The organism is Chryseobacterium sp. KLBC 52, assembly GCF_003347605.1.
In the GTDB taxonomy this organism is placed as follows: domain Bacteria; phylum Bacteroidota; class Bacteroidia; order Flavobacteriales; family Weeksellaceae; genus Chryseobacterium.
Map to the genome: position 1 here is coordinate 89,293 of NZ_QDFZ01000009.1, position 21,055 is coordinate 110,347.

Genomic DNA, 21,055 nt, shown 5'->3' on the forward strand with positions numbered 1-21,055 from the left:
TATTAAAAAATATTTCAAACTAAGGCCGGATTTATCCGGTCTTTTTTTTATTTTTGATAGATGGATTCCAATAAAAAATTAGGATTGATAGGAAGAAATATTTCCTATTCTTTTTCTAAAAAATTCTTCGAAAATAAGTTCCAGAAGCTCATGCTGAAGAACTTCTCCTATGATATTTTTGACCTGAACGACATTCATGAAGTAGAACATCTTTTTGCTTCTCCCGACCTGTTAGGATTTAATGTGACCATCCCTTACAAAGAAAAAATAATCGATTATCTGGATGAATTAAGTGATGAAGCCGAGAAAATAGGTGCCGTCAACTGCGTTCTTATTCAGGATGAAAAAAAAACAGGTTACAATACAGATGCGTTCGGTTTTGAAAAGACGCTTCTTTTACACAAGAAACCGTCACAGGACAAAGCATTAATCTTAGGAAACGGAGGGGCTGCCAAGGCCGTAAAATATGCATTGGACAAACACAGTATTCCTTCTGTAACCATTTCCAGAAGTACAGAAATCAATTTTGAAAATCTTGATCAGGAAACTGTTGCCGACCATAAAATTATCATTCAATGTACACCGGTAGGCACTTTCCCGAATGTGAAAGACTGTCTGAATTTTCCTTTTGACGGACTTTCTTCGGATCATCTGGTTATTGATCTGATTTACAACCCCAATTATACTCAATTCATCATCAATGCCTCTGAAAAAGGAGCAAAAACGGTAAATGGATACTATATGCTTGAACAGCAAGCAGAAAAAGCTTGGGAAATTTGGAATTTTCAAAAAAAATAACATAAATTAGTACTTTAATTGGCCTTAAAGCTATATTTAAAGGATATTAACGCCACTCACATAAAAGATTTGCTATGACTACAGAAAACAATCTTTCTGAAAACGAAGAAAAGAAAAATCCTAACGAAGTATCTCAGGACCCATCAGAAAACACAGTTTCTCATGATGCAAACCAACATGAAGATGATGCAGAACACCTGGATGAACATGAAGAAGAAATTTCCCTTGCCGATGCTTTAAAGGAAATGGAAAAAATCATCAACACTCCCAACGCTGGTGAGAACTTCAAAAGATTCAATCAGCTGAAGGAAAAAGCAAGTCATTATATCCATGATGAAGTGGAGGATAAAAAGCATGAATACATAGAAGCCGGAAATGCAGCTGAAAATTTCAGCTACGAACACCCTTCTCAGGCTAAATACTCTGCATTGGTTAATATTTTCAGAGAAAAACATGATGACTTCCAGAAAGGACAGGAAGAAGAGCAAAAGAAAAACCTTGACCACCGTCAAAGTATAATTGAAAGACTTAAAAATCTATACACAAGCTCTGAACCGGGAATCAATCTTTTCAAATCTATCCGTGAGATTAAAGAAGACTGGTCGAAGGCCGGACAGGTTGCCAAATCTGAATTCAAAATTCTTAACAATAACTATTTCCACCACCTGAATCAGTTTTATCAGATGCTGGATCTGAACAAAGAATTTCTGGAGCAGGAATACAGCCACAACCTTGAAAAAAGAGAGCACATCATTGCCCGTGCAAAAGAACTGGAAAATGAACCGGTGATTCAGAAGGCTTTAAATGAACTTCAATACCTTCACAAACTTTGGAAAGAAGAAGCTGAGCCTGTTGCAGAAGAATTCCGTGAAAAAACATGGGAGGAATTCAAAGAAATTTCAAACAAAATTCACGAAAGAAAATCTGAACTTTCTGCTTCCATTGAAAAAGAGCAGGCCGTTAATCTTGAAAAGAAGAATGAAATCATTGCTGAAATCAAGAAACTCTCTGAACCATCAGAAGCACCTAATCACAACTATTGGCAGAATGCTATCAAAAGAGTGGAAGATCTGCGCTCTGAATTCCTGAAAACCGGAAGTGTTCCGAGAAAACTTTCCAACCAAAACTGGAATGACTTCAAAACTACACTAAGAGGTTTCAATACAACGAAAAACAACTATTATAAATCGTTGAAAGGTTCTCAGCAAGCGAATCTTGAAGAAAAATTAAAGCTGATCCAGACGGCACAGGATAATATGAACAACGAAGAATGGGATATTGCTGTTCCGTTATTCAAAAAACTTCAGGAAGACTGGAAAAAAATCGGCCACGTTCCCAAAAGCATGACCAATAAAATCTGGGATGAATTCCGTGACGCTTGTAATGCATTCTTCAACAATTACAGAGAGAAAAGCAACACTTCCACAGACAACTGGAAGGAAAACTATAAGAACAAAAAAGCTCTTCTTGATGAACTTAAAGAAGTTTCCAACGAAGAAGGAAGCATTGAAAGAATTGAGCAGATCAAAACTTCATGGAATAATATCGGAAAAGTTCCGAGAGATAAAATTTCAATCAACTCTGAATTCAACAAAACATTGAGAGAGAAATTGAAAATAAATAAGATCAACGAACTTGAACTGAAAGAGGAAGGTCTATCTGAAAACCAGCTTACCGATAAAGCAAGAAAGATCAAAAATCAAATCTCTGATCTTGAAGCAGAAATCGTTAAACTGGAAAACAACCTTTCTTTCTTCAACAAGCCGTCCAGAGAAAACCCTCTGTTAAAAGATACTTACAACACGATTGATGAGAAAAAAGCTCATCTGGAAACATTAAAACAAAATCTCCACACTATTATCAGCGGAGAATAATACATAACAGAATAAATAAAGGCGGAGCAAAGCAATTTGTCTTCGCTTTTTATTTTTATACCTATGAACAACGACGAATTTTATATTAAAAGATGTATTGAGCTTGCCCAAAAAGCTCTTGGCAACACCTACCCCAACCCTCTTGTTGGAAGTGTAATTGTACACAACGGAGAGATCATTGGTGAAGGCTATCATCACAAGGCAGGAGAAAACCACGCAGAGATCAATGCGATCAATTCCGTTAAGAATAAAGAGCTTATTCCGGAATCTACCATTTATGTATCACTGGAACCGTGCGCACATTATGGCAAAACACCACCTTGTGCTTTAAAGATTAAAGAACTGGGCTTTAAAAAAGTAGTGATTGGCGCTATGGATTCCCATGATAAAGTGAATGGAAAGGGGAAGAAAATCATTCAGGATGCAGGAATTGAAGCTGTTTCAGGAATACTTGAAAAAGAATGCATTGAACTTAACAAAAGGTTTTTCACGTATCACGAAAAGAAAAGACCTTATATCATTTTAAAATGGGCAGAATCCGGTGATGGTTTTCTTGATAGAGATTTTAAACCTACAGCCATTTCCAACTCATTGGTTAATCAGTTTGTTCATCAGTTAAGAGCAGATGAGCATGCCATTTTAGTAGGAACTCAAACTGCTTTGAATGACAACCCAAGTCTTACCGTTAGAAATGCTGAAGGCGTAAATCCTGTCAGAATTCTGATTGATTTTGATTTAAAAGTTCCTGCTGCCTTCAATATTTATAATAATGAAGCAAGAACATTGGTTTTAAATTCTGTGAAGGAAGGCTCTGAAGGACATATTCAATTTATTAAAATCAACAAGGCTGATTTTCTCGCTGAACTCGTGGAGGTATTGTATAAAGAACAAATACAATCTGTGATTATCGAAGGAGGCCGCTTTACGCTGCAGGAATTTATTAATGCTGATCTTTGGGACGAAACCATTGTGATTAAAAATGAGAATTTGATATTGGAAAATGGGACAAAAGCCCCGGATTTTGGCAAAATTCCTTCTACAATTGAAAATTTCAGAGATAATACCATTTCATTTTTTAAAGCAAAATAGCAGTTTTATCACTGTAAAATGAAATATTTTTTTTACATTAGTTTTACAAAATTAAAACTACCATGAAAAATTTGAAAAAAGTATCAAGAACCGGCTTAAAAGCAATCCAGGGAGGAGCATTTGTAAACTGTACTTTACCAAATGGAGACCTTACAAGATGTAGAGATTTCTGTCCTACAGACTTTTGTGGCCCTACCAACTACATCTGTTTACTTCCGTTAGATTATTGCGGATAAAAATAGCAGAAGTTATAATACATAAAATTGGGAAGCTGTCAGAAATCTGGCGGCTTCTTTACTTAACTACTTGGATTTATTTAATATTTTTGCAGAACAAAGCAGCAACTCTGATGACGTTCGAATACAAAACCATAGAAAAACCCATAGAAAATACTCTTTTAAAAGAAAAAGGCAGTAAGTTTATAGGATTTGCTTATCCTGTGACTAACGAAAAAGAATTAAAGAGAGAGCTGGAAAAGATAAGAGAAGAACATCCGAAAGCGACTCACCACTGTTATGCTTTCAGAATGGGATTGAATGGGGAAAACTATCGCGCCAACGATGACGGTGAACCTTCCGGAAGTGCAGGATTACCTATTTACAATCAGTTATTAGCTAATGAAATCACAAATGTACTCGTGATTGTTGTCCGTTATTACGGAGGAACCAAACTGGGAGTTTCCGGCCTTGTAAAAACTTATAAAGAATCTGCGAAGATTACATTGGAGGAAGCTACTATTATCACCAGAGAATTAGAAACAGAAGTAGAGATTCAATTTAATTTTAATCAACAGAATACTATTTTCACCTTACTTTCTAAATTTGATGCTAAAGTTTTGAACTTCGATGCCAATGAAAACTGTATTCTTACTGCATCATTGAAACTGGCCCAAAAAGAAAGCATCTCAGAAAAGCTTTCTGAGATGCAATATGTTTCATTTGAATTTAATGATTAATCCCTTCTTCCACCAAGAAGCAAAGATGCCCAGTAAAGAAGTTGTGCCAGAGAACCTAACGCTGCTACCACATAAGTTCTTGCTGCCCATTTCAAGCTATCCTGTACTCCAACAAATTCTTCTGCAGTTACAGTTCCGGTATCTTTAAGCCACTTCATCGCTCTGTTACTTGCATCGTACTCTACCGGAAGCGTTACAAAAGCAAAAAGTGTAGTCATCGCAAACATTGCAACTCCTATAGCCAGCACAGTTGTATTTCCATTTGGATTCTCAATTGTTCTGGATGCAGCCATTACTGCGATACCCGCAATAAGGACAAATTGCATCAGATTGGAACTTATATTCACAATAGGAACCAGTTTTGAACGTAAATTCAACATAGAATATCCTACCGCATGCTGTACCGCGTGTCCGCACTCGTGAGCTGCTACCGCCGCTGCCGCTGCGTTTCTTTGCATATAAACGCCTTCAGAAAGGTTCACTGTTTTATCTGCCGGATTATAGTGGTCCGTCAACTGCCCGGGTACTGATATGACCTGAACATCATTTATTCCGTTGTCTCTCAACATCTTTTCCGCTACTTCTTTCCCCGAAAGGCCATTTCGAAGGTGTACATTGGAATAATATTCAAATTTCGATTTCAATCTGGACGAAACCCACCAGCTCACCAACATTGAAATACCAATAATGATATAATAACCCACCATTTTATATAAATTTTGTGTTTAATTTTACCCATAATCATATAAAAACTGTGCCAAAGTATAAGATATTATTATTTATATTTGTCCTTTAATTCCTCTCAAAAAACATGTCTACAGTTTCAATTATTGAAGTAAAAACAGCGGGTCAGCTCAAGCAATTCGTAAGATTTCCAATGGATTTGTATAAAAACAATCCCTACTACGTTCCGTCCTTTATCAATGACGAAATCAATATTTGGAATGCGGATGAAAATCCTGCGCTTCAATATTCGGAGGCCAAACAATATCTGGCTTACAGGAATGATAAGATTGTAGGAAGAATTGCAGTTCTCATCAATCATAAGGAAGAGAGAGAATTAGGAATTAAAAAAGTACGTTTTGGATGGATCGATTTTATTGATGATGCTGAAGTTTCAAAGGCATTAATTCAAAAAGCGGTTGATTATGCCAAAGAAAAAAATATCAACAAAATTGAAGGTCCAATGGGCTTCACCAATCTTGACAAAGCTGGAATGCTGATCAAAGGCTTCGACCAGCTGGCAACAATGATAGGAATTTACAATAATGATTACTATCCAAAACATCTTGAGAACCTGGGATTGACTAAGGAAAAGGAATGGGTAGAGTTTGAAATCATCTTCCCTGAAACGTTACCGGACAAAATTCATAAATTCAACCAGCTTATTTCTGAAAAGTACAAGCTGAAGGTTTTAAAATTCAAAACAAAAGAAGAGATTATTCAGTATGTGGATCCTATGTTTGATCTTCTGGATGAAACTTACAAACATCTTTCCACGTATACCCCTATTTCGGATGAACAGCGCAAAACCTACAAAGAAAAATATTTCAAACTGATCGATAAAGATTTCATTGTTTGTATTGCTGATGAACACAATAATCTGGTCTCATTCGCTATTACAATGCCTTCTTACTCCAAAGCACTGCAGAAGTCAGGAGGAAAACTGCTTCCTTTTGGCTGGTGGCATTTCTTACAGGCAGGAAAGAAAAATGACAGAGCAAACTTCTACCTGATCGGAATTCATCCGGATTATCAGAGAAGAGGCGTAACGTCAATTATTTTTAAAGAAATCTGGGACATATTCAGAAAAAAGGGAGTAAAATACCTTGAAACCAACCCGGAACTGGAAGAAAACAAAAGTATTCAGCTGTTATGGCAGGATTACAATCCGGTGAATCATAAAAGAAGAAGAACGTATTCAATGGAACTCAACTAATTAATACCGCAATTAGTAAAACGTAAACTTACCACCCAAACTTTGAACTTTATGAAACCACAGCTTATCATATTTGCTATTTTAATTGCCGGATTTATCGGTTACAACATCTTTTTTCAGTCGCCCGATGACAAAACCAATACGGTAATTAATATTCTTTTTGCCAGTATTCTTTTTGGATACATCTCCTTTATGGCCTATACTCTTCTTAGAAAAATGAAAAAATAAGAAATCTGAAATTATAATAAGATTCAATGAAATAAATTTATATTTGTTCTTACTAATACCCAACAGCATGAGCAAAATATTATTTTTCATTGGAATATTGTTTATTCCGGCATCAACCTATTCGCAGGAATTTTACGTCAATACATTTTCCGTAATCAACTTTACTAACTTCACCAACGGCGTCTATAAATTTGATGTTTCAGGTCCTTTGGAAGTTCCCGAAACCTCCTGTACAGCCAATATTACAGCCAACGATATATCCACAGACATTGCCATTGACAGCAATAATAATCTGTATTACGTTACCAATTCGGGATTATTATACAGAAAAAAAAGCAGCAATACAATTTGTGAATTCTTAGGTGATTTTACGACTGGCAACGCTGCAGCCAACTCACTGGTAGCCGATTCCGGAAATTATCTATATGCTGCCGGAACTAACCCCAACGCACTCTACAGGTATGATATCAATACCGGTACTTTCACAGAGATCGGTAATCTCTCGGATGGCCAGACTCCTTCAGGAGATTTATTCTTCTATGAAAGCAGGCTTTTTTTAACTACCACGGAGGGAATCATTGAAATTAACCTGGAAAACCCAACCCAGAGCTGTCCTTTCATGACCATCAATACAGCGAACCCATACGCCGCTTTTTCTATTGATTATGGAACATATTCAAAAGCCTATCTGATAACATACGGCAACAATAAATCCACCTTGTCTGAAATTGATATGGTGAACAAACAGATAGGGACCCCCATACGAACTTATAACCATCTCATCTATGGTGCTGCTGCCAGTTATAATATTACATCCACCAACACGACATGCAATCTCACCCCATTAAACACCAAAGAAACTTCCGTATCAGAAACCTATTTCAATGTAAACAATCCCGCGACGCATACGATGATATGCCATACCAATATTCCACGCAATGAAATCATCTCAATATATCTGTTTGACAACTCAGGTAAGATGATCAAAGACTTCTCGAATCAAAAAAATATTGAAGGTTTGAATATCTCCGATATGCCCGATGGAATATATCTTTTGGCAGTCACTACAAAAAAAGGGGAAAAACACACCAAAAAAATAATCATAAAAAGCTAATTTTTATTGATTCTAAATTACCGATTTAACTCATTTTCATCCGACTTTTAAGCTGATAAATTTCATGCTTTCTTGTTTATTCGCTAAATTTGCAAATTGAGATAATAATGCAAAAATGAATTTACCTGAAAGTTATATTCCAATCCTTATCCAGGCTGGTGTAGCAGTAGGATTTGTAGCTGTTTCTTTGCTTGGAGCACATTTCTTAGGCCCACAGCAGAAAAAAGGAAACTCTGTAAAAAACCAAAGCTGGGAATGTGGGGTTCCTGTAGAAGGAAACGCAAGAACACCGTTTTCTATCAAGTACTTCCTGACTGCGGTATTGTTCGTACTATTCGATATTGAAATCGTATTCTTTTATCCTTACGCTGTCAACTTCAGAGAATTCGGTATGGAAGGTTTCCTTGCCGTACTTACATTCGTTGCGATCTTCTTCGTAGCGTTTTTCTATGTCTGGAAACGAGGCGCTCTGGATTGGGATAAATAAATTTTAACATTAAAAGATTGAACAATTTAATCATTGAAAAACAGAGATGATTAAATTTTATAAACATTTTAATCTTTAAATATCAACAAAAGAAAATGTCAGATAAAAAACCAGTAATAAGAACAGATGCACCTGCTCCCGAAGGCTATGAAGGAGAAGGGTTTTTCGCAACAAAACTGAGCAGTGTAATCGGGATGGCAAGAAAGTTTTCACTTTGGCCGTTACCCTTTGCAACCTCTTGTTGTGGTATCGAGTTTATGGCTACCCTGAACCCGACTTATGATGCTTCAAGATTTGGTATGGAAAGAAACTCTTTCTCTCCAAGACAAGCAGATATGCTGATGGTTTGCGGAACTATATCAAAGAAGTTAGGACCAGTCCTGAAAGAAGTTTACACTCAGATGGCTGAGCCGAAATGGGTGGTAGCAGTTGGAGCTTGTGCTTCCAGCGGTGGTATTTTTGATACGTATTCTGTACTTCAGGGAATTGATAAAATTATTCCGGTAGACGTTTACGTTCCCGGATGTCCTCCAAGACCTGAACAGATCATTGAAGGCGTAATGCAGGTACAGGCTCTTGCAGAAAGCGAAAGCATCAGAAGAAGAGACATGCCTGAATATCAGAAATTATTAGATTCTTACAACATAAGCAACTAAACGGAAATGACAAACGAATTTGTATTAGAAGCTATCACAAGAGAATTTCCGGAATCTGTCATTTCAAGTTCAGAACCTTATGGAATGCTGACGATCGAAGTGAAGAAAGAAGATATTAAGAAAATCATTCACTATCTGAAAGATTCATCACTGGAATTTAATTTCCTTACGGATATCTGTGGTATTCATTATCCTGAATTCCCGGAAAAGGAAATTGGTGTTGTTTACCATTTGCATAATATGATGGCCAATTTCAGATTACGTCTGAAAATCTTTATGTCCAGAGAAAATATTGAAGTAGACTCTCTTGTAGAGCTATTTGCAGGAGCCAACTGGATGGAAAGAGAAACGTATGATTTCTATGGGATTAAATTTAAAGGACACCCGGATCTCAGACCTATTTTAAATATGGAAGATCTTGGATACCACCCAATGTTGAAGGAATATCGCCTTGAAGACGGTACAAGAACCGACAAGAACGATAGCATGTTCGGAAGATAAAAAAGCGAATGGCCAATGGCAGCTAGCCAATAGCCAGAAGCAAATAGCTAAAAGCAATCATTATGAAAGATAACTCATTATCTAATATACTAAACCAGTACGAAAGTAAGGAACAGATTGACGGACAATTATACACCCTGAATCTGGGACCTACCCACCCTGCTACGCACGGGATTTTCCAGAATATCTTAACGATGGACGGAGAAAGAATCCTTCATGCAGAGCAAACCGTAGGATACATCCACAGAGCATTTGAGAAGATTTCTGAAAGAAGAAACTATTCTCAGATCACTACCCTTACCGACCGTATGAATTACTGTTCTGCACCCATCAATAACTTAGGTTGGCACATGACAGTAGAGAAGCTGATTGGCGTGGAAGTTCCAAAACGTGTAGACTATATGCGTGTGATCCTGATGGAGCTAGCCAGAATCGGTGACCACCTGATCTGTAACGGGGTAACCGGAATGGACTCAGGAGCGATTACAGGTCTTACTTATATGTTCATCGAAAGAGAGCGTATTTATGACATGTATGAGCAGATCTGCGGAGCCAGAATGACCACCAATATGGGAAGAATCGGAGGTTTTGAAAGAGATTTCACCCCTAAGTTTCATGAGTTGTTGAAAGACTTCTTAAAAACTTTCCCACCAAGATTCAAAGAATTCTGTACTTTATTAGAGAGAAACAGAATTTTCATGGACAGAACCATCGGTACAGGAGCTATTTCTGCCGAGAGAGCATTAAGCTACGGTTTTACAGGTCCAAACTTACGTGCAGCAGGGGTAGATTATGATGTAAGAGTTGCACAGCCTTATTCTTCATACCAGGATTTCGACTTCATTATTCCTGTAGGAACTTCAGGAGATACTTACGACCGTTTCATGGTTCGTCAACAGGAAATCTGGGAATCAATCAAAATTATCAAACAAGCATACGAAAATCTTCCGGAAGGACCATTCCATGCGGATGTCCCTGATTTCTATCTTCCTGAAAAGGCCGATGTATATCAGAAAATGGAAGCATTGATCTACCATTTCAAAATTGTAATGGGAGAAACTGATGTACCGAAAGGAGAAGTTTACCATGCTGTAGAAGGTGGAAACGGAGAATTAGGTTTCTATCTTGTGAGTGACGGAGGAAGAAGCCCTTACAGACTTCACTTCAGAAGACCATGCTTCATCTACTATCAGGCCTACCCTGAAATGATTACAGGTTCTGTAATTTCAGATGCCATTGTAACGATGTGTAGTATGAATATTATTGCGGGAGAATTAGACGCATAACTGGAATTATAAATTTTGAATTATAAATTATAAATTGATTTTAGACCGTTATTCATTTAGAATTTAAAATCTAAAATCTAAAATTTCAAAAATGAGCGAAACAATAGCTTTTAAACCGGAAAGTTTAGCACAGGTACACAAAATTATCGCAAGATATCCTGAAGGAAGACAGAAATCTGCTCTTCTTCCTGTACTTCACCTGGCACAGAAAGAATTCGGAGGATGGTTAGATGTTCCTGTGATGGATTATGTTGCCGGACTATTAAGTATCCAACCGATCGAAGTATATGAAGTGGCTACTTTCTATACCATGTTTAATATGAAGCCGGTAGGTAAATATGTATTGGAAGTTTGCAGAACAGGACCTTGTATGGTTTGTGGAAGCGAAAAAATCCTTGATCATATCAGAACCAAACTGAACATTAAGGATGGGGAAACTACTGAAGACGGTATGTTCACTTTAAAGCCTGCTGAATGTCTTGGAGCATGCGGATATGCACCTATGATGCAGCTAGGAAAATTCTTTCATGAAAATTTAACGATAGAAAAAGTAGATGAAATCCTTGATCTTTGCAGACAAGGACAAGTTGCTTTAGACTAATAGAAATTTTAAATTCTACATTTTAGATTTTAAATTATTCAGTTATTTTTTTTAATAATTATAAAAAGCTAGAAGCCAAAAGCCAATAGCGAAAAGCATAATAAACAATGAGTAAAAAACTTTTACTTAAAGACGCACATATAGAAGGTATTCGCTACTTTGAAACTTACCGTAAACAGGGAGGTTATACAGCCGCTGAAAAAGCCTTGAAAATGACTCCTGACGAAATTCTTGAAGAAGTAAAAGCTTCAGGATTAAGAGGTCGTGGTGGAGCTGGATTCCCAACAGGAATGAAATGGAGCTTTCTGGCAAAGCCTGAAGGTGTTCCAAGACACCTTGTTGTGAATGCGGATGAATCTGAACCCGGAACATTCAAGGACAGATATCTGATGGAGTTCCTTCCTCATCTATTGATCGAGGGAATGCTGATTTCTTCTTACTGTTTAGGTTCCAATACTTCTTATATCTACATCCGTGGAGAATATTCATGGATTCCGGATATCCTTGAAGAAGCTATTGAAGAAGCTAAAGCAGCAGGATTTTTAGGTAAAAATATTTTAGGAACTGGTTTCGATCTTGAAATCTATGTACAGAGAGGTGGTGGAGCATACATCTGCGGTGAAGAAACTGCATTGCTTGAATCCCTTGAAGGAAAAAGAGGTAACCCAAGATTAAAACCGCCATTCCCGGCTGTAAAAGGTCTTTGGGAAAGACCAACGGTGGTAAACAACGTTGAGTCTATTGCGGCAGTAGTTCCAATCATTGATATTACAGGTGCTGAGTATGCTAAAATAGGTGTTGGAAGATCTACAGGAACGAAATTGATTTCTGCTTGTGGAAACATCAACAAACCAGGTGTATACGAAATCGATATGACAATCACTGTGGAAGAATTCATCTACTCTGATGAATATTGCGGTGGTATCAAAGATGGTAAAAGATTAAAGGCTTGTATTCCTGGAGGAAGTTCTGTTCCGATTGTTCCGGCTAATTTATTGTTGAGAACCGTGAACGGAGAGCCAAGATATATGAACTATGAATCATTGGCAGATGGTGGTTTTGCCACCGGAACAATGATGGGTTCAGGAGGTTTCATCGTTTTGGATGAAGACCAGTGTATTGTAGATCACACCATGACATTGGCAAGATTCTACAACCATGAAAGTTGCGGACAATGTACTCCTTGCCGTGAAGGAACGGGATGGATGTACAAGATTTTAAAGAAAATCGAGAAAGGAGAAGGAAAAATGGAAGATATCGATCTACTTTGGGATATCCAGAGAAAAATCGAAGGAAATACGATTTGTCCGTTGGGTGATGCAGCAGCCTGGCCGGTTGCAGCAGCGATCCGTCACTTCAGAGATGAATTTGAGTGGCACGTGAAAAACCCAGAGTTGTCTCAGACACAAAACTATGGATTGGCACATTATGCAGATCCTATCCCGGCTGTTGAAAAGAATGCGTAGGTAAGATGAAAAAATTATTGGTTGTCGGCTTAATGATGTCGAATCTTGTATTTGCACAGAACAAGAAGAGTGATACCGTAAATTATAACAGATCCGTTGAAGAGGATTTGTCATATTTAGTGAGTGAGAAAGAGCAGATTAAAGCTGAGAAAAAGGAAAAGCCTTTACCACTAAGCAAAAAGGGTCAGGTTTTCGTATTTTATGGATGGAACAGAGCCGCTTATAGTAATTCTGACATTCATTTTACCGGAAACGGATACGATTTTCAATTGAATAATGTAACCGCACAAGACAGACCTACAAAATTTGGAATTGTCTATTTTGATCCAAGCTGGTTTACTGTAACACAGTATAATTTCAGAATAGGATATTTCATTAAAGACAATTTAGCGTTGGTATTGGGGATAGACCATATGAAATACGTTATGGATCAGAACCAGACTGTTGGTTTCAAAGGTCATATTTCAGATCCTGAATATGCAGCAATGGTTCAGAACGGGCAGGTTAATCTTGCAGATGAGAAGTTCCTTACTTTCGAACATACAGACGGACTTAATTATGAAAACTTAGGTCTTGAGAAATACAAAAATCTTGTTCATAAGAAAAATATAGATTTAGTATGGTCTTATGGGGCCGGAATCGGATTTATGTTTCCGAAAAGTAATGTAAAACTTTTTGGTAACGAAAGAAGTGACCGTTTTCACGTTGCAGGTATGGGAACCGATATCAGATCCAGCCTTAACTTAGTATTCTGGAAAAACTGGATGCTGAGATTAGAAGGAAAAGCAGGATATATCAATATGTGGGACATCAAAACCACGTTGAATAATAAGCCGGACAAAGCACGTCAGGATTTTGTTTTCGGACAGATTCTGGGAGGAATTGGATATACATTTAATACAAAGAAATATAAATAACAAAGCCTATTGCTTAACGCATAAAGCTTAAAGCATATCATATGAGCGAAGAAGTTAAAAAATTCAAAATAACTATAGACGGACAGACTACTGAAGTTTTGCCTGGTACTTCTATTCTGGAAGCTGCAAGACAAATCGGTGGTAAATCTGTACCTCCTGCAATGTGCTACTACAGCAAGTTGGAAACCAGTGGAGGAAGATGTAGAACTTGTCTGGTAGAAGTTTCTAAAGGATCTGAAGCAGACCCACGTCCTATGCCAAAATTAGTAGCAAGCTGCAGAACTAATGTAATGGATGGGATGGAAGTAAAAAATCTTACTTCTGAGAAAGCTCAGGAAGGAAGAAAAGCGGTTACCGAATTCCTATTGGTAAACCACCCGCTGGACTGCCCTATCTGCGACCAGGCAGGAGAATGTCATCTTCAGGACTTAGGATATGAGCATGGTGTGGAAAATACAAGAACAGAATTCGAAAGAAATACTTACGAAGCTGATGATCTTGGACCGAACATCAAACTAAATATGAACCGTTGTATTCTTTGCGCAAGATGCGTACTGACTGCTAACCAGCTTACAGAAACAAGAGAACACGGTATCCTTTTCAGAGGAGATCACGCAGAAATTTCGACCTATTTAAATAAAGCTTTAGACAATGACTTCATCGGAAACGTTATCGACGTTTGTCCTGTAGGAGCATTAACAGACAGAACAGCCCGTTTTGCAAGCAGAGTTTGGTTTACAAAACCGATGAACGCAACTTGTAAATGTGATAAGTGTTCCGGAAAAGCTGTTGTATGGTTTAAAGGAGACGAAATTGTAAGAGTAACTGCAAGAAAAGACCAGTGGGGTGAAGTAGAAGAATTCATCTGCGATACATGCCGTTTCGAAAGAAAAGCTTTATCAGACTGGAACATCGAAGGTCCTAGACATATCGACAGACATTCTGTAATTTCATTGAACCACTACGAAAAGCCTAAAGATGAGCTAAGAGTTTTAGACAATCCGATGGCTAAAGAAATCAGTGAAAAAGACGAAAAATAAAATTTGAAAATGAGGTAATTTGAAAATGAGAGTCTCTGTTGATGTGATTGCTATAACTTCCATCTTCCAGCTTCCATCTTCTAACCTTTAACATCTATAAAAATAAAAATGGATTTACTTACATTTAAACTTATACTTGTACTAGCACTTTTCCTGCTGTCACTTACGATTGCAGCCTACTCTACCTGGGCAGAAAGAAAAGTAGCCTCTATCATGCAGGATAGAATTGGTCCCAACAGAGCCGGACCTTTCGGATTGCTGCAGCCTCTTGCTGACGGTGGAAAATTCTTCTTTAAAGAAGACTTTACGCCTGCCAATGCAGAAAGATTCCTTTTCGTATTGGGTCCAGCTTTGGTAATGTTTATTTCATTGATTACAGGAGCTGTGATTCCTTGGGGTAAAAGTTTAAATATTGCAGGTACTTCTTTTGATCTTCAGGTAGCAAACATCGATGTTGGTGTACTTTTCATCATCGGTATGGCTTCCATCGGGGTTTACGGAATTATGATCGGAGGTTGGGCTTCGAACAACAAATATTCATTACTAGGTGCTATCCGTGCTTCTTCTCAGATGATTTCTTATGAATTGGCGATGGGATTAGCACTTCTTTCTATCATTATGATGTCAGGAAGTTTGGATTTAAAAGAAATTACTGAAAGTCAGACTACCGGAAAATTATGGGGCGTTATTCCTTGGGTTTCAGGATTGAACTGGAACATTTTCTATCAGCCGATCGCATTCCTTGTTTTCTTTGTAGCTGCTCTCGCAGAAACCAACAGACACCCTTTCGATTTACCTGAGTGTGAATCTGAATTGGTAACCGGATATTCTACAGAATACTCTTCCATGAAGTTAGGGTTATATATGTTCGGAGAATATGTGAACATGTTTATTTCCAATGCTTTTATGGTTGTCCTTTTCTTTGGAGGGTATAACTATCCTGGTATTGAATGGGTAACTCAGAACTGGGGAGAAAATGCGGCAGGAATCTTAAGTATCGTGGCATTCCTTACAAAAACAGTAATCGGAATTCTGATCTTCATGTGGATCAGATGGACACTTCCAAGATTCAGATATGACCAGTTAATGCACTTAGGATGGAAAACATTAATCCCAATGGCATTGGTAAACCTATTAATTACAGGAGCTGTAATTTTAGCGTTTGGAAATTAAATTATCAAACCTAACAGGTTTTTGAAACCTGTTAGGTTTGTGTAAATATTGAATATTAAAAATTAAGATAACAGACAAGATTAGTCTAAAATCTGGTGTCTAACATCTAATATCTATAATTAAATGAAACTTACAAACAGATCAAAAGTTGTTTCCAATAAAGAAATGACCCTTGCTGAAAAAATCTACCTTCCTGCCATCTTTACAGGGATGGGGATTACATTTAAGCATGCTGTAAGAACCGTGATAAAGGGTGCTCCCGCAGTATATTCGTATCCGGAAGTACAGAAACCAAGAACCACCATCTGGAGAGGCCAGCACGTTTTGAAAAGAGACGAAGAAGGCAGAGAAAGATGTACAGCTTGTGGACTTTGTGCGGTAGCTTGTCCTGCAGAAGCCATTACGATGACTGCTGCTGAAAGAACTAAAGAGGAAAGAGGTCTTTACAGAGAAGAGAAATACGCTTCAGTATATGAAATCAATATGCTAAGATGTATTTTCTGTGGTATGTGTGAAGAAGCTTGTCCTAAATCTGCCATCTATCTTACTGACAGATTGGTAGATGTAGAAACCAACAGAGGTTCTTTCATTTACGGAAAAGATAAATTAGTTGAAAAAATAAATGAAAGGATTGATATCACGACAAGACAATCCGAGAAACAAAAAAATGCGGTAAAATAATGGATCAGTTTTTATTTTTCTTGGTGGCGTTTTTAGCAGTGGCAAGTGCTGTTTACTTTGTATTTGCAAGAAATCCTCTTTATGCTATTTTGTCATTAATTGTTACGATGTTTTCAATTGCCGGAATGTACATTCTTCTCAATGCACAGTTCCTTGCAATCATCCAGATTATTGTTTACGCAGGTGCCATTATGGTACTTTTCCTTTACATCTTAATGATGCTTAACCTTAATAAGCAAGACGAAAGTAAGAAGAACAATACTTTAAAATTTGTTGGAGTTTTTACGGCAGGTCTTCTTTTGGTAGGCGTACTAGGAGTTTTCAGAGGAGTAAAAGACAATCACATTGTTGTTGAAAATGTAGACAGAGGGGTTGGTCTTACCAAAAACCTGGGTAGACTTTTGTTTAATGAATATGTTTTACCGTTTGAGCTTGCTTCCATCCTAATTCTGGCAGGTATTGTAGGCGCGGTATTAATCGGTAAAAAAGATTTATAAAATTATGGGAGAAGTAAATACATTTATACAAAGCATCCCTTTGGACTACTTCATCATTCTTTCATCAGTATTGTTCTGTTTGGGAGTAATGGGAGTATTGCTTAGAAAAAATGCTATTGTGATTCTGGGCTGTGTAGAGCTTATGCTGAATTCTGTAAACCTTTTATTGGCAGCTTTTTCAGCGTATAAAGGCAACGGCGACGGACAGCTTTTAGTTTTCTTCATTATGGTGGTAGCTGCGGCTGAAGTAGCAGTAGGTCTGGCAATTATTGCGATGCTATATAGAAACACCCGTTCTGTAGATGTGAGTATATTTAATAAATTAAGAGGATAAGAATGGAGAATCTAGTATATGCAATAGTACTTTTACCACTTTTAGGGTTTCTTATTAACGGGCTATTCGGGAAAAACCTTCCCAAAATATTGGTAGGATCTTTGGCTACAGCTATGGTTTTCGGATCATTCTGTATTGCTGTAAGTATTTTCATGAATTTCAATTCTGAAAGCCAGCCTGTCATTGTAAAAGCTTTTGAATGGTTTAGAGTAAACGGAGTTCAAATCAATTTTGGATTCCAGATTGATCAGCTTTCTTTAATGATGGTGATGATCATTACGGGTATCGGTTCACTGATCCACTTATACTCTATCGGATATATGAGTCATGATAAAGGATTCTACAAGTTTTTTACTTACCTGAATCTTTTCATCTTCTCGATGTTACTTTTAGTAATGGGAAGCAACTACCTTATCTTATTCATCGGATGGGAAGGTGTAGGTCTTTGTTCTTACCTGTTGATCGGATTCTGGTATACCAACGAAGAATACGGTAAAGCAGCAAGAAAAGCTTTCATCATGAACAGAATTGGTGACCTTGCGTTATTGATAGGTATTTTCATGATCGCTTCTCAAACCAATGCTGTAGATTATCTTTCTGTAGCAGAAAACGCTTCAAAATTTGAATTAGACGGAACAGTGATTATCTTTATCACAGCGAGTTTATTCATCGGTGCTACCGGTAAATCGGCTCAGGTTCCATTATATACATGGTTACCGGATGCGATGGCGGGACCAACTCCTGTATCAGCCTTGATCCACGCGGCAACGATGGTTACAGCAGGTATCTATTTGGTAGTAAGATCCAACTTCTTATTTACTTTGGCACCAACTGTACAGGGAGGAATTTTATTCATCGGATTCTTAACCGCTGCTTTAGCAGGATTCTATGCGCTACGTCAGAACGACATCAAAAAAGTATTGGCATACTCTACAGTTTCACAGCTTGGATTTATGTTCATTGCTTTAGGTCTTGGAGCATACACAACAGCAATGTTCCACGTAATGACACACGCTTTCTTCAAAGCTTTATTATTCTTAGGTGCAGGATCTGTAATCCATGCGATGAGCAACGAACAGGATATGCGTTTCATGGGAGGTCTTAAAAAATATATTCCTCTTACCCACGCTACATTCCTTATCGGAACATTAGCCATCTCAGGTTTCCCTTTATTATCAGGGATGATCTCTAAAGACGAAATTTTAGTAGCAGCTTTCGCTAAAAACCCTGTTTACTGGGTAATTCTATTTGTTTTAGCGGCAATGACTGCAACTTATATGTTCAGATTATACTACCTGACATTCCACGGAGAATTCAGAGGTACGGAAGAACAAAAACACCACTTACATGAAAGCCCGTCTAATATGACATTACCATTGATCGTATTGGCTATTCTTTCTGTAATCGGAGGTTTTATCAACCTGCCACACTTTATCGGCCACGGGCATTATGCTAAGCTGATGGAATGGTTAAAGCCGGTTCTTACGGAACAAAGCTACAGCCAGATGGAAGCTACTCTTTCAGGAGTACCTTTCAATACTGAAATGATCTTATTAGCAGCTACAGTATTAATGTTCTTCACTGTATGGTTCATCGTTAGAAATACTTATGTAAGTAAGAAAAAGATGGCTGTTGCAGAGGAAAACTATACCGGATGGGAAAAGCTTTCTGCTAAGAAATTATACGTTGACGAACTTTACAACGCATTGATTGTAAAAACTGTTGAAGGATTAGGACGCGGAGGAAAAATGTTTGATAAGGGTATCTTAGACCGTTTTGTAAACTTTGTAGGTGATGGTGCTGAAGACAGCGGAAAAGCTATGAAGCGTGTACAAAACGGAAATGTAGAGACATATATCCTTATCATGTCTTTAGCGGTGGGAATTATATTAATTGTTAACTTTTTATTACAATAATAATGTCTTGTTTGTTATTAACATTATTACTATTACCTCTAGTAGGTTCGGGATTAGTTTTTGCCTGGAAGAATAATTCCAGCAAATATTTGGCGCTTGGAATTGCATTGGTACAAATGCTCCTTACGTTTTACGTACTTTCGGATTTTGATTTTACTCCGACAGTAGACAGCGTATTGCAGCATGAGATCAATTATCCATGGTCACGATTTATGAAGAGCTCTCTTCACTTCGGTATCGATGGGATGAGCATGCTTCTTTTATTATTGACCAACATTCTGGCTCCAATCATTATTTTATCATCTTTCAATGAAAATGTAAACTACAGAAATACATTCTACGGACTGATTCTGTTGATGCAGTTTGGTCTTGTAGGAGTGTTCACTTCTTTAGACGGATTGTTATTCTACATTTTCTGGGAAGTAACTTTGATTCCAATTTGGTTCATTGCCGGACTTTGGGGACAAGAGAATAAAAGGTTCGAGTTCACTACGAAATTCTTCGTATATACATTCGTGGGATCATTATTTATGTTAGCCGGATTGATCTATGTGTACAACCACTCTGCATCATTCGCTTTAACAGATTTATATAATGCACAATTGAACGAAGTACAGCAGACTGTGGTATTCTGGTTTATTTTCTTTGCTTTTGCAGTGAAATTACCGGTATTCCCTTTCCATACATGGCAGCCTGACACGTATACCTACTCTCCTACTCAGGGATCCATGTTATTATCAGGGATCATGCTGAAGATGGCAGTATACGGTGTAATGCGTTATTTACTTCCAATCACTCCACTTCCGATTGCCGGAATTTCAGGTCAGATCGTAATTATTCTTGCTATTGTAGGAATTGTTCACGGTGCGTTGATCGCTATTATCCAGACGGATATGAAGAGAATCATTGCGTATTCTTCTTTCTCTCACGTAGGATTGATGGTAGCAGGGATCTTCGCTTCTGCAGTAGTTACTTTAAGAGGAACTTTCAATGTAGAAGGTGCTGAAGGAGCTTTGGTACAGACATTTGCTCACGGTATCAACGTAGTAGGTTTATTCTACTGTTGTGATATTTTATATAAGAGATTTAAATCAAGAGACATCAGACAAATGGGTGGTTTAGCTAAAGTAGCGCCTAAGTTTGCGGTGTTGTTCCTGATCATCATATTAGGTTCAATGGGAGTTCCATTAACCAATGGATTCATCGGGGAATTTATTTTGTTGAAATCTGTTTATGATTTTAACGGAACAGCAGCAGTAATTGCTGGTCTTACGGTAATTCTTTGTGCGGTGTATTTATTGAGATTCTACGGAAAAGCAATGTTTGGAGAAGGAGATGAAGCCGTTTTAAGTACAGCAAAAGATTTATCAGGCGTAGAATTTTCTGTATTGGCAAGTTTAGCGGTTTTTGTGATTTTACTAGGTATTTTCCCACAACCGGTAATCGACATGGTGAGTAGTTCGGTGAAGTTTATCTACCAATCAATGGTAAGTTAATTTGATA

The 21,055-nt window shown here is 37.6% G+C and carries 23 protein-coding genes; 22 read left to right on the top strand and 1 reads right to left on the bottom strand.

Annotated elements, in window-relative coordinates:
- Positions 1–60: 60 nt before the first annotated feature.
- From DDF69_RS11540 to DDF69_RS11555, 5 genes are all read left to right on the top strand, one after another.
- Entirely contained in the window at positions 61–798 is a 738-nt protein-coding gene (locus tag DDF69_RS11540; RefSeq protein ID WP_114820909.1) for a shikimate dehydrogenase family protein, read from the top strand.
- 74 nt (positions 799–872) lie between these two features.
- On the top strand, positions 873–2,672 hold the full coding sequence (locus DDF69_RS11545; protein WP_114820910.1) for a DUF349 domain-containing protein: 1,800 nt from the start codon (positions 873–875) through the stop codon (positions 2,670–2,672).
- A 63-nt stretch (positions 2,673–2,735) separates the two neighbouring features.
- On the top strand, positions 2,736–3,761 hold the full coding sequence (ribD, locus tag DDF69_RS11550) for a bifunctional diaminohydroxyphosphoribosylaminopyrimidine deaminase/5-amino-6-(5-phosphoribosylamino)uracil reductase RibD (protein WP_114820911.1): 1,026 nt from the start codon (positions 2,736–2,738) through the stop codon (positions 3,759–3,761).
- 62 nt (positions 3,762–3,823) lie between these two features.
- Positions 3,824–3,997, top strand: a complete 174-nt coding sequence (locus DDF69_RS22065) for a bacteriocin-like protein (RefSeq protein WP_162800915.1) — start codon at positions 3,824–3,826, stop codon at positions 3,995–3,997.
- Positions 3,998–4,110: 113 nt separating this feature from the next.
- On the top strand, positions 4,111–4,716 hold the full coding sequence (locus tag DDF69_RS11555) for an IMPACT family protein (RefSeq protein ID WP_114820912.1): 606 nt from the start codon (positions 4,111–4,113) through the stop codon (positions 4,714–4,716).
- On the opposite strand, the gene DDF69_RS11560 is transcribed toward DDF69_RS11555, so the two are convergent.
- Positions 4,713–5,423 (bottom strand): zinc metallopeptidase, encoded by a 711-nt coding sequence (locus DDF69_RS11560; RefSeq protein WP_171006330.1) that lies wholly within the window; start codon positions 5,421–5,423, stop codon positions 4,713–4,715. The genes DDF69_RS11555 and DDF69_RS11560 overlap by 4 nt on opposite strands.
- Positions 5,424–5,527: 104 nt before the next feature.
- Between DDF69_RS11560 and DDF69_RS11565 the strand changes: the two genes are divergently transcribed.
- The 17 genes from DDF69_RS11565 to DDF69_RS11640 all read left to right on the top strand — a co-directional run bounded on the left by DDF69_RS11565 (position 5,528) and on the right by DDF69_RS11640 (position 21,048).
- Entirely contained in the window at positions 5,528–6,655 is a 1,128-nt protein-coding gene (locus DDF69_RS11565) for a GNAT family N-acetyltransferase (RefSeq protein ID WP_114820913.1), read from the top strand.
- Positions 6,656–6,706: 51 nt separating this feature from the next.
- Positions 6,707–6,883, top strand: coding sequence for a hypothetical protein (locus tag DDF69_RS22180; protein ID WP_185144340.1), 177 nt, complete (start codon positions 6,707–6,709; stop codon positions 6,881–6,883).
- 67 nt (positions 6,884–6,950) lie between these two features.
- The gene (locus DDF69_RS11570; RefSeq protein ID WP_114820914.1) at positions 6,951–7,997 is read left to right on the top strand and encodes a T9SS type A sorting domain-containing protein; all 1,047 of its coding nucleotides are present in this window, start codon (positions 6,951–6,953) and stop codon (positions 7,995–7,997) included.
- 115 nt (positions 7,998–8,112) lie between these two features.
- Positions 8,113–8,484, top strand: a complete 372-nt coding sequence (locus DDF69_RS11575; RefSeq protein ID WP_034693436.1) for an NADH-quinone oxidoreductase subunit A — start codon at positions 8,113–8,115, stop codon at positions 8,482–8,484.
- Between the two features lie 95 nt (positions 8,485–8,579).
- The gene (locus tag DDF69_RS11580; protein WP_002983540.1) at positions 8,580–9,140 is read left to right on the top strand and encodes an NADH-quinone oxidoreductase subunit B; all 561 of its coding nucleotides are present in this window, start codon (positions 8,580–8,582) and stop codon (positions 9,138–9,140) included.
- Between the two features lie 6 nt (positions 9,141–9,146).
- Positions 9,147–9,641 (top strand): NADH-quinone oxidoreductase subunit C, encoded by a 495-nt coding sequence (locus DDF69_RS11585; RefSeq protein WP_062675584.1) that lies wholly within the window; start codon positions 9,147–9,149, stop codon positions 9,639–9,641.
- Positions 9,642–9,703: 62 nt separating this feature from the next.
- Complete coding sequence (gene nuoD, locus DDF69_RS11590) at positions 9,704–10,927, top strand: NADH dehydrogenase (quinone) subunit D (RefSeq protein ID WP_089697003.1); 1,224 nt, start codon at positions 9,704–9,706, stop codon at positions 10,925–10,927.
- A 91-nt stretch (positions 10,928–11,018) separates the two neighbouring features.
- Positions 11,019–11,528 carry a complex I 24 kDa subunit family protein gene (nuoE, locus tag DDF69_RS11595; RefSeq protein ID WP_062675585.1) on the top strand — a complete coding sequence of 170 codons (510 nt, stop codon included), beginning with the start codon at positions 11,019–11,021 and terminating at the stop codon, positions 11,526–11,528.
- Between the two features lie 107 nt (positions 11,529–11,635).
- Entirely contained in the window at positions 11,636–12,994 is a 1,359-nt protein-coding gene (gene nuoF, locus DDF69_RS11600; RefSeq protein ID WP_114820915.1) for an NADH-quinone oxidoreductase subunit NuoF, read from the top strand.
- Positions 12,995–12,999: 5 nt separating this feature from the next.
- Positions 13,000–13,911 carry a hypothetical protein gene (locus DDF69_RS11605; protein WP_185144341.1) on the top strand — a complete coding sequence of 304 codons (912 nt, stop codon included), beginning with the start codon at positions 13,000–13,002 and terminating at the stop codon, positions 13,909–13,911.
- 41 nt (positions 13,912–13,952) lie between these two features.
- The gene (locus DDF69_RS11610) at positions 13,953–14,951 is read left to right on the top strand and encodes a 2Fe-2S iron-sulfur cluster-binding protein (protein WP_034693425.1); all 999 of its coding nucleotides are present in this window, start codon (positions 13,953–13,955) and stop codon (positions 14,949–14,951) included.
- A gap of 108 nt (positions 14,952–15,059) precedes the next feature.
- Positions 15,060–16,124: an NADH-quinone oxidoreductase subunit NuoH gene (nuoH, locus tag DDF69_RS11615; protein WP_047428401.1), complete on the top strand. Its 1,065-nt coding sequence runs from the start codon at positions 15,060–15,062 to the stop codon at positions 16,122–16,124.
- A gap of 123 nt (positions 16,125–16,247) precedes the next feature.
- On the top strand, positions 16,248–16,805 hold the full coding sequence (locus DDF69_RS11620) for a NuoI/complex I 23 kDa subunit family protein (RefSeq protein ID WP_034693420.1): 558 nt from the start codon (positions 16,248–16,250) through the stop codon (positions 16,803–16,805).
- A complete protein-coding gene (locus DDF69_RS11625; protein ID WP_034693417.1) occupies positions 16,805–17,302 on the top strand; it encodes an NADH-quinone oxidoreductase subunit J in 498 nt (165 codons plus the stop codon). Before DDF69_RS11620 ends, DDF69_RS11625 begins: the two co-directional genes overlap by 1 nt.
- A 4-nt stretch (positions 17,303–17,306) precedes the next feature.
- Positions 17,307–17,636, top strand: a complete 330-nt coding sequence (nuoK, locus tag DDF69_RS11630; protein WP_002983557.1) for an NADH-quinone oxidoreductase subunit NuoK — start codon at positions 17,307–17,309, stop codon at positions 17,634–17,636.
- Positions 17,637–17,638: 2 nt separating this feature from the next.
- Entirely contained in the window at positions 17,639–19,552 is a 1,914-nt protein-coding gene (gene nuoL / locus DDF69_RS11635) for an NADH-quinone oxidoreductase subunit L (protein WP_034693414.1), read from the top strand.
- Between the two features lie 2 nt (positions 19,553–19,554).
- Positions 19,555–21,048: a NuoM family protein gene (locus DDF69_RS11640; protein ID WP_114820916.1), complete on the top strand. Its 1,494-nt coding sequence runs from the start codon at positions 19,555–19,557 to the stop codon at positions 21,046–21,048.
- Positions 21,049–21,055: the final 7 nt, after the last annotated feature.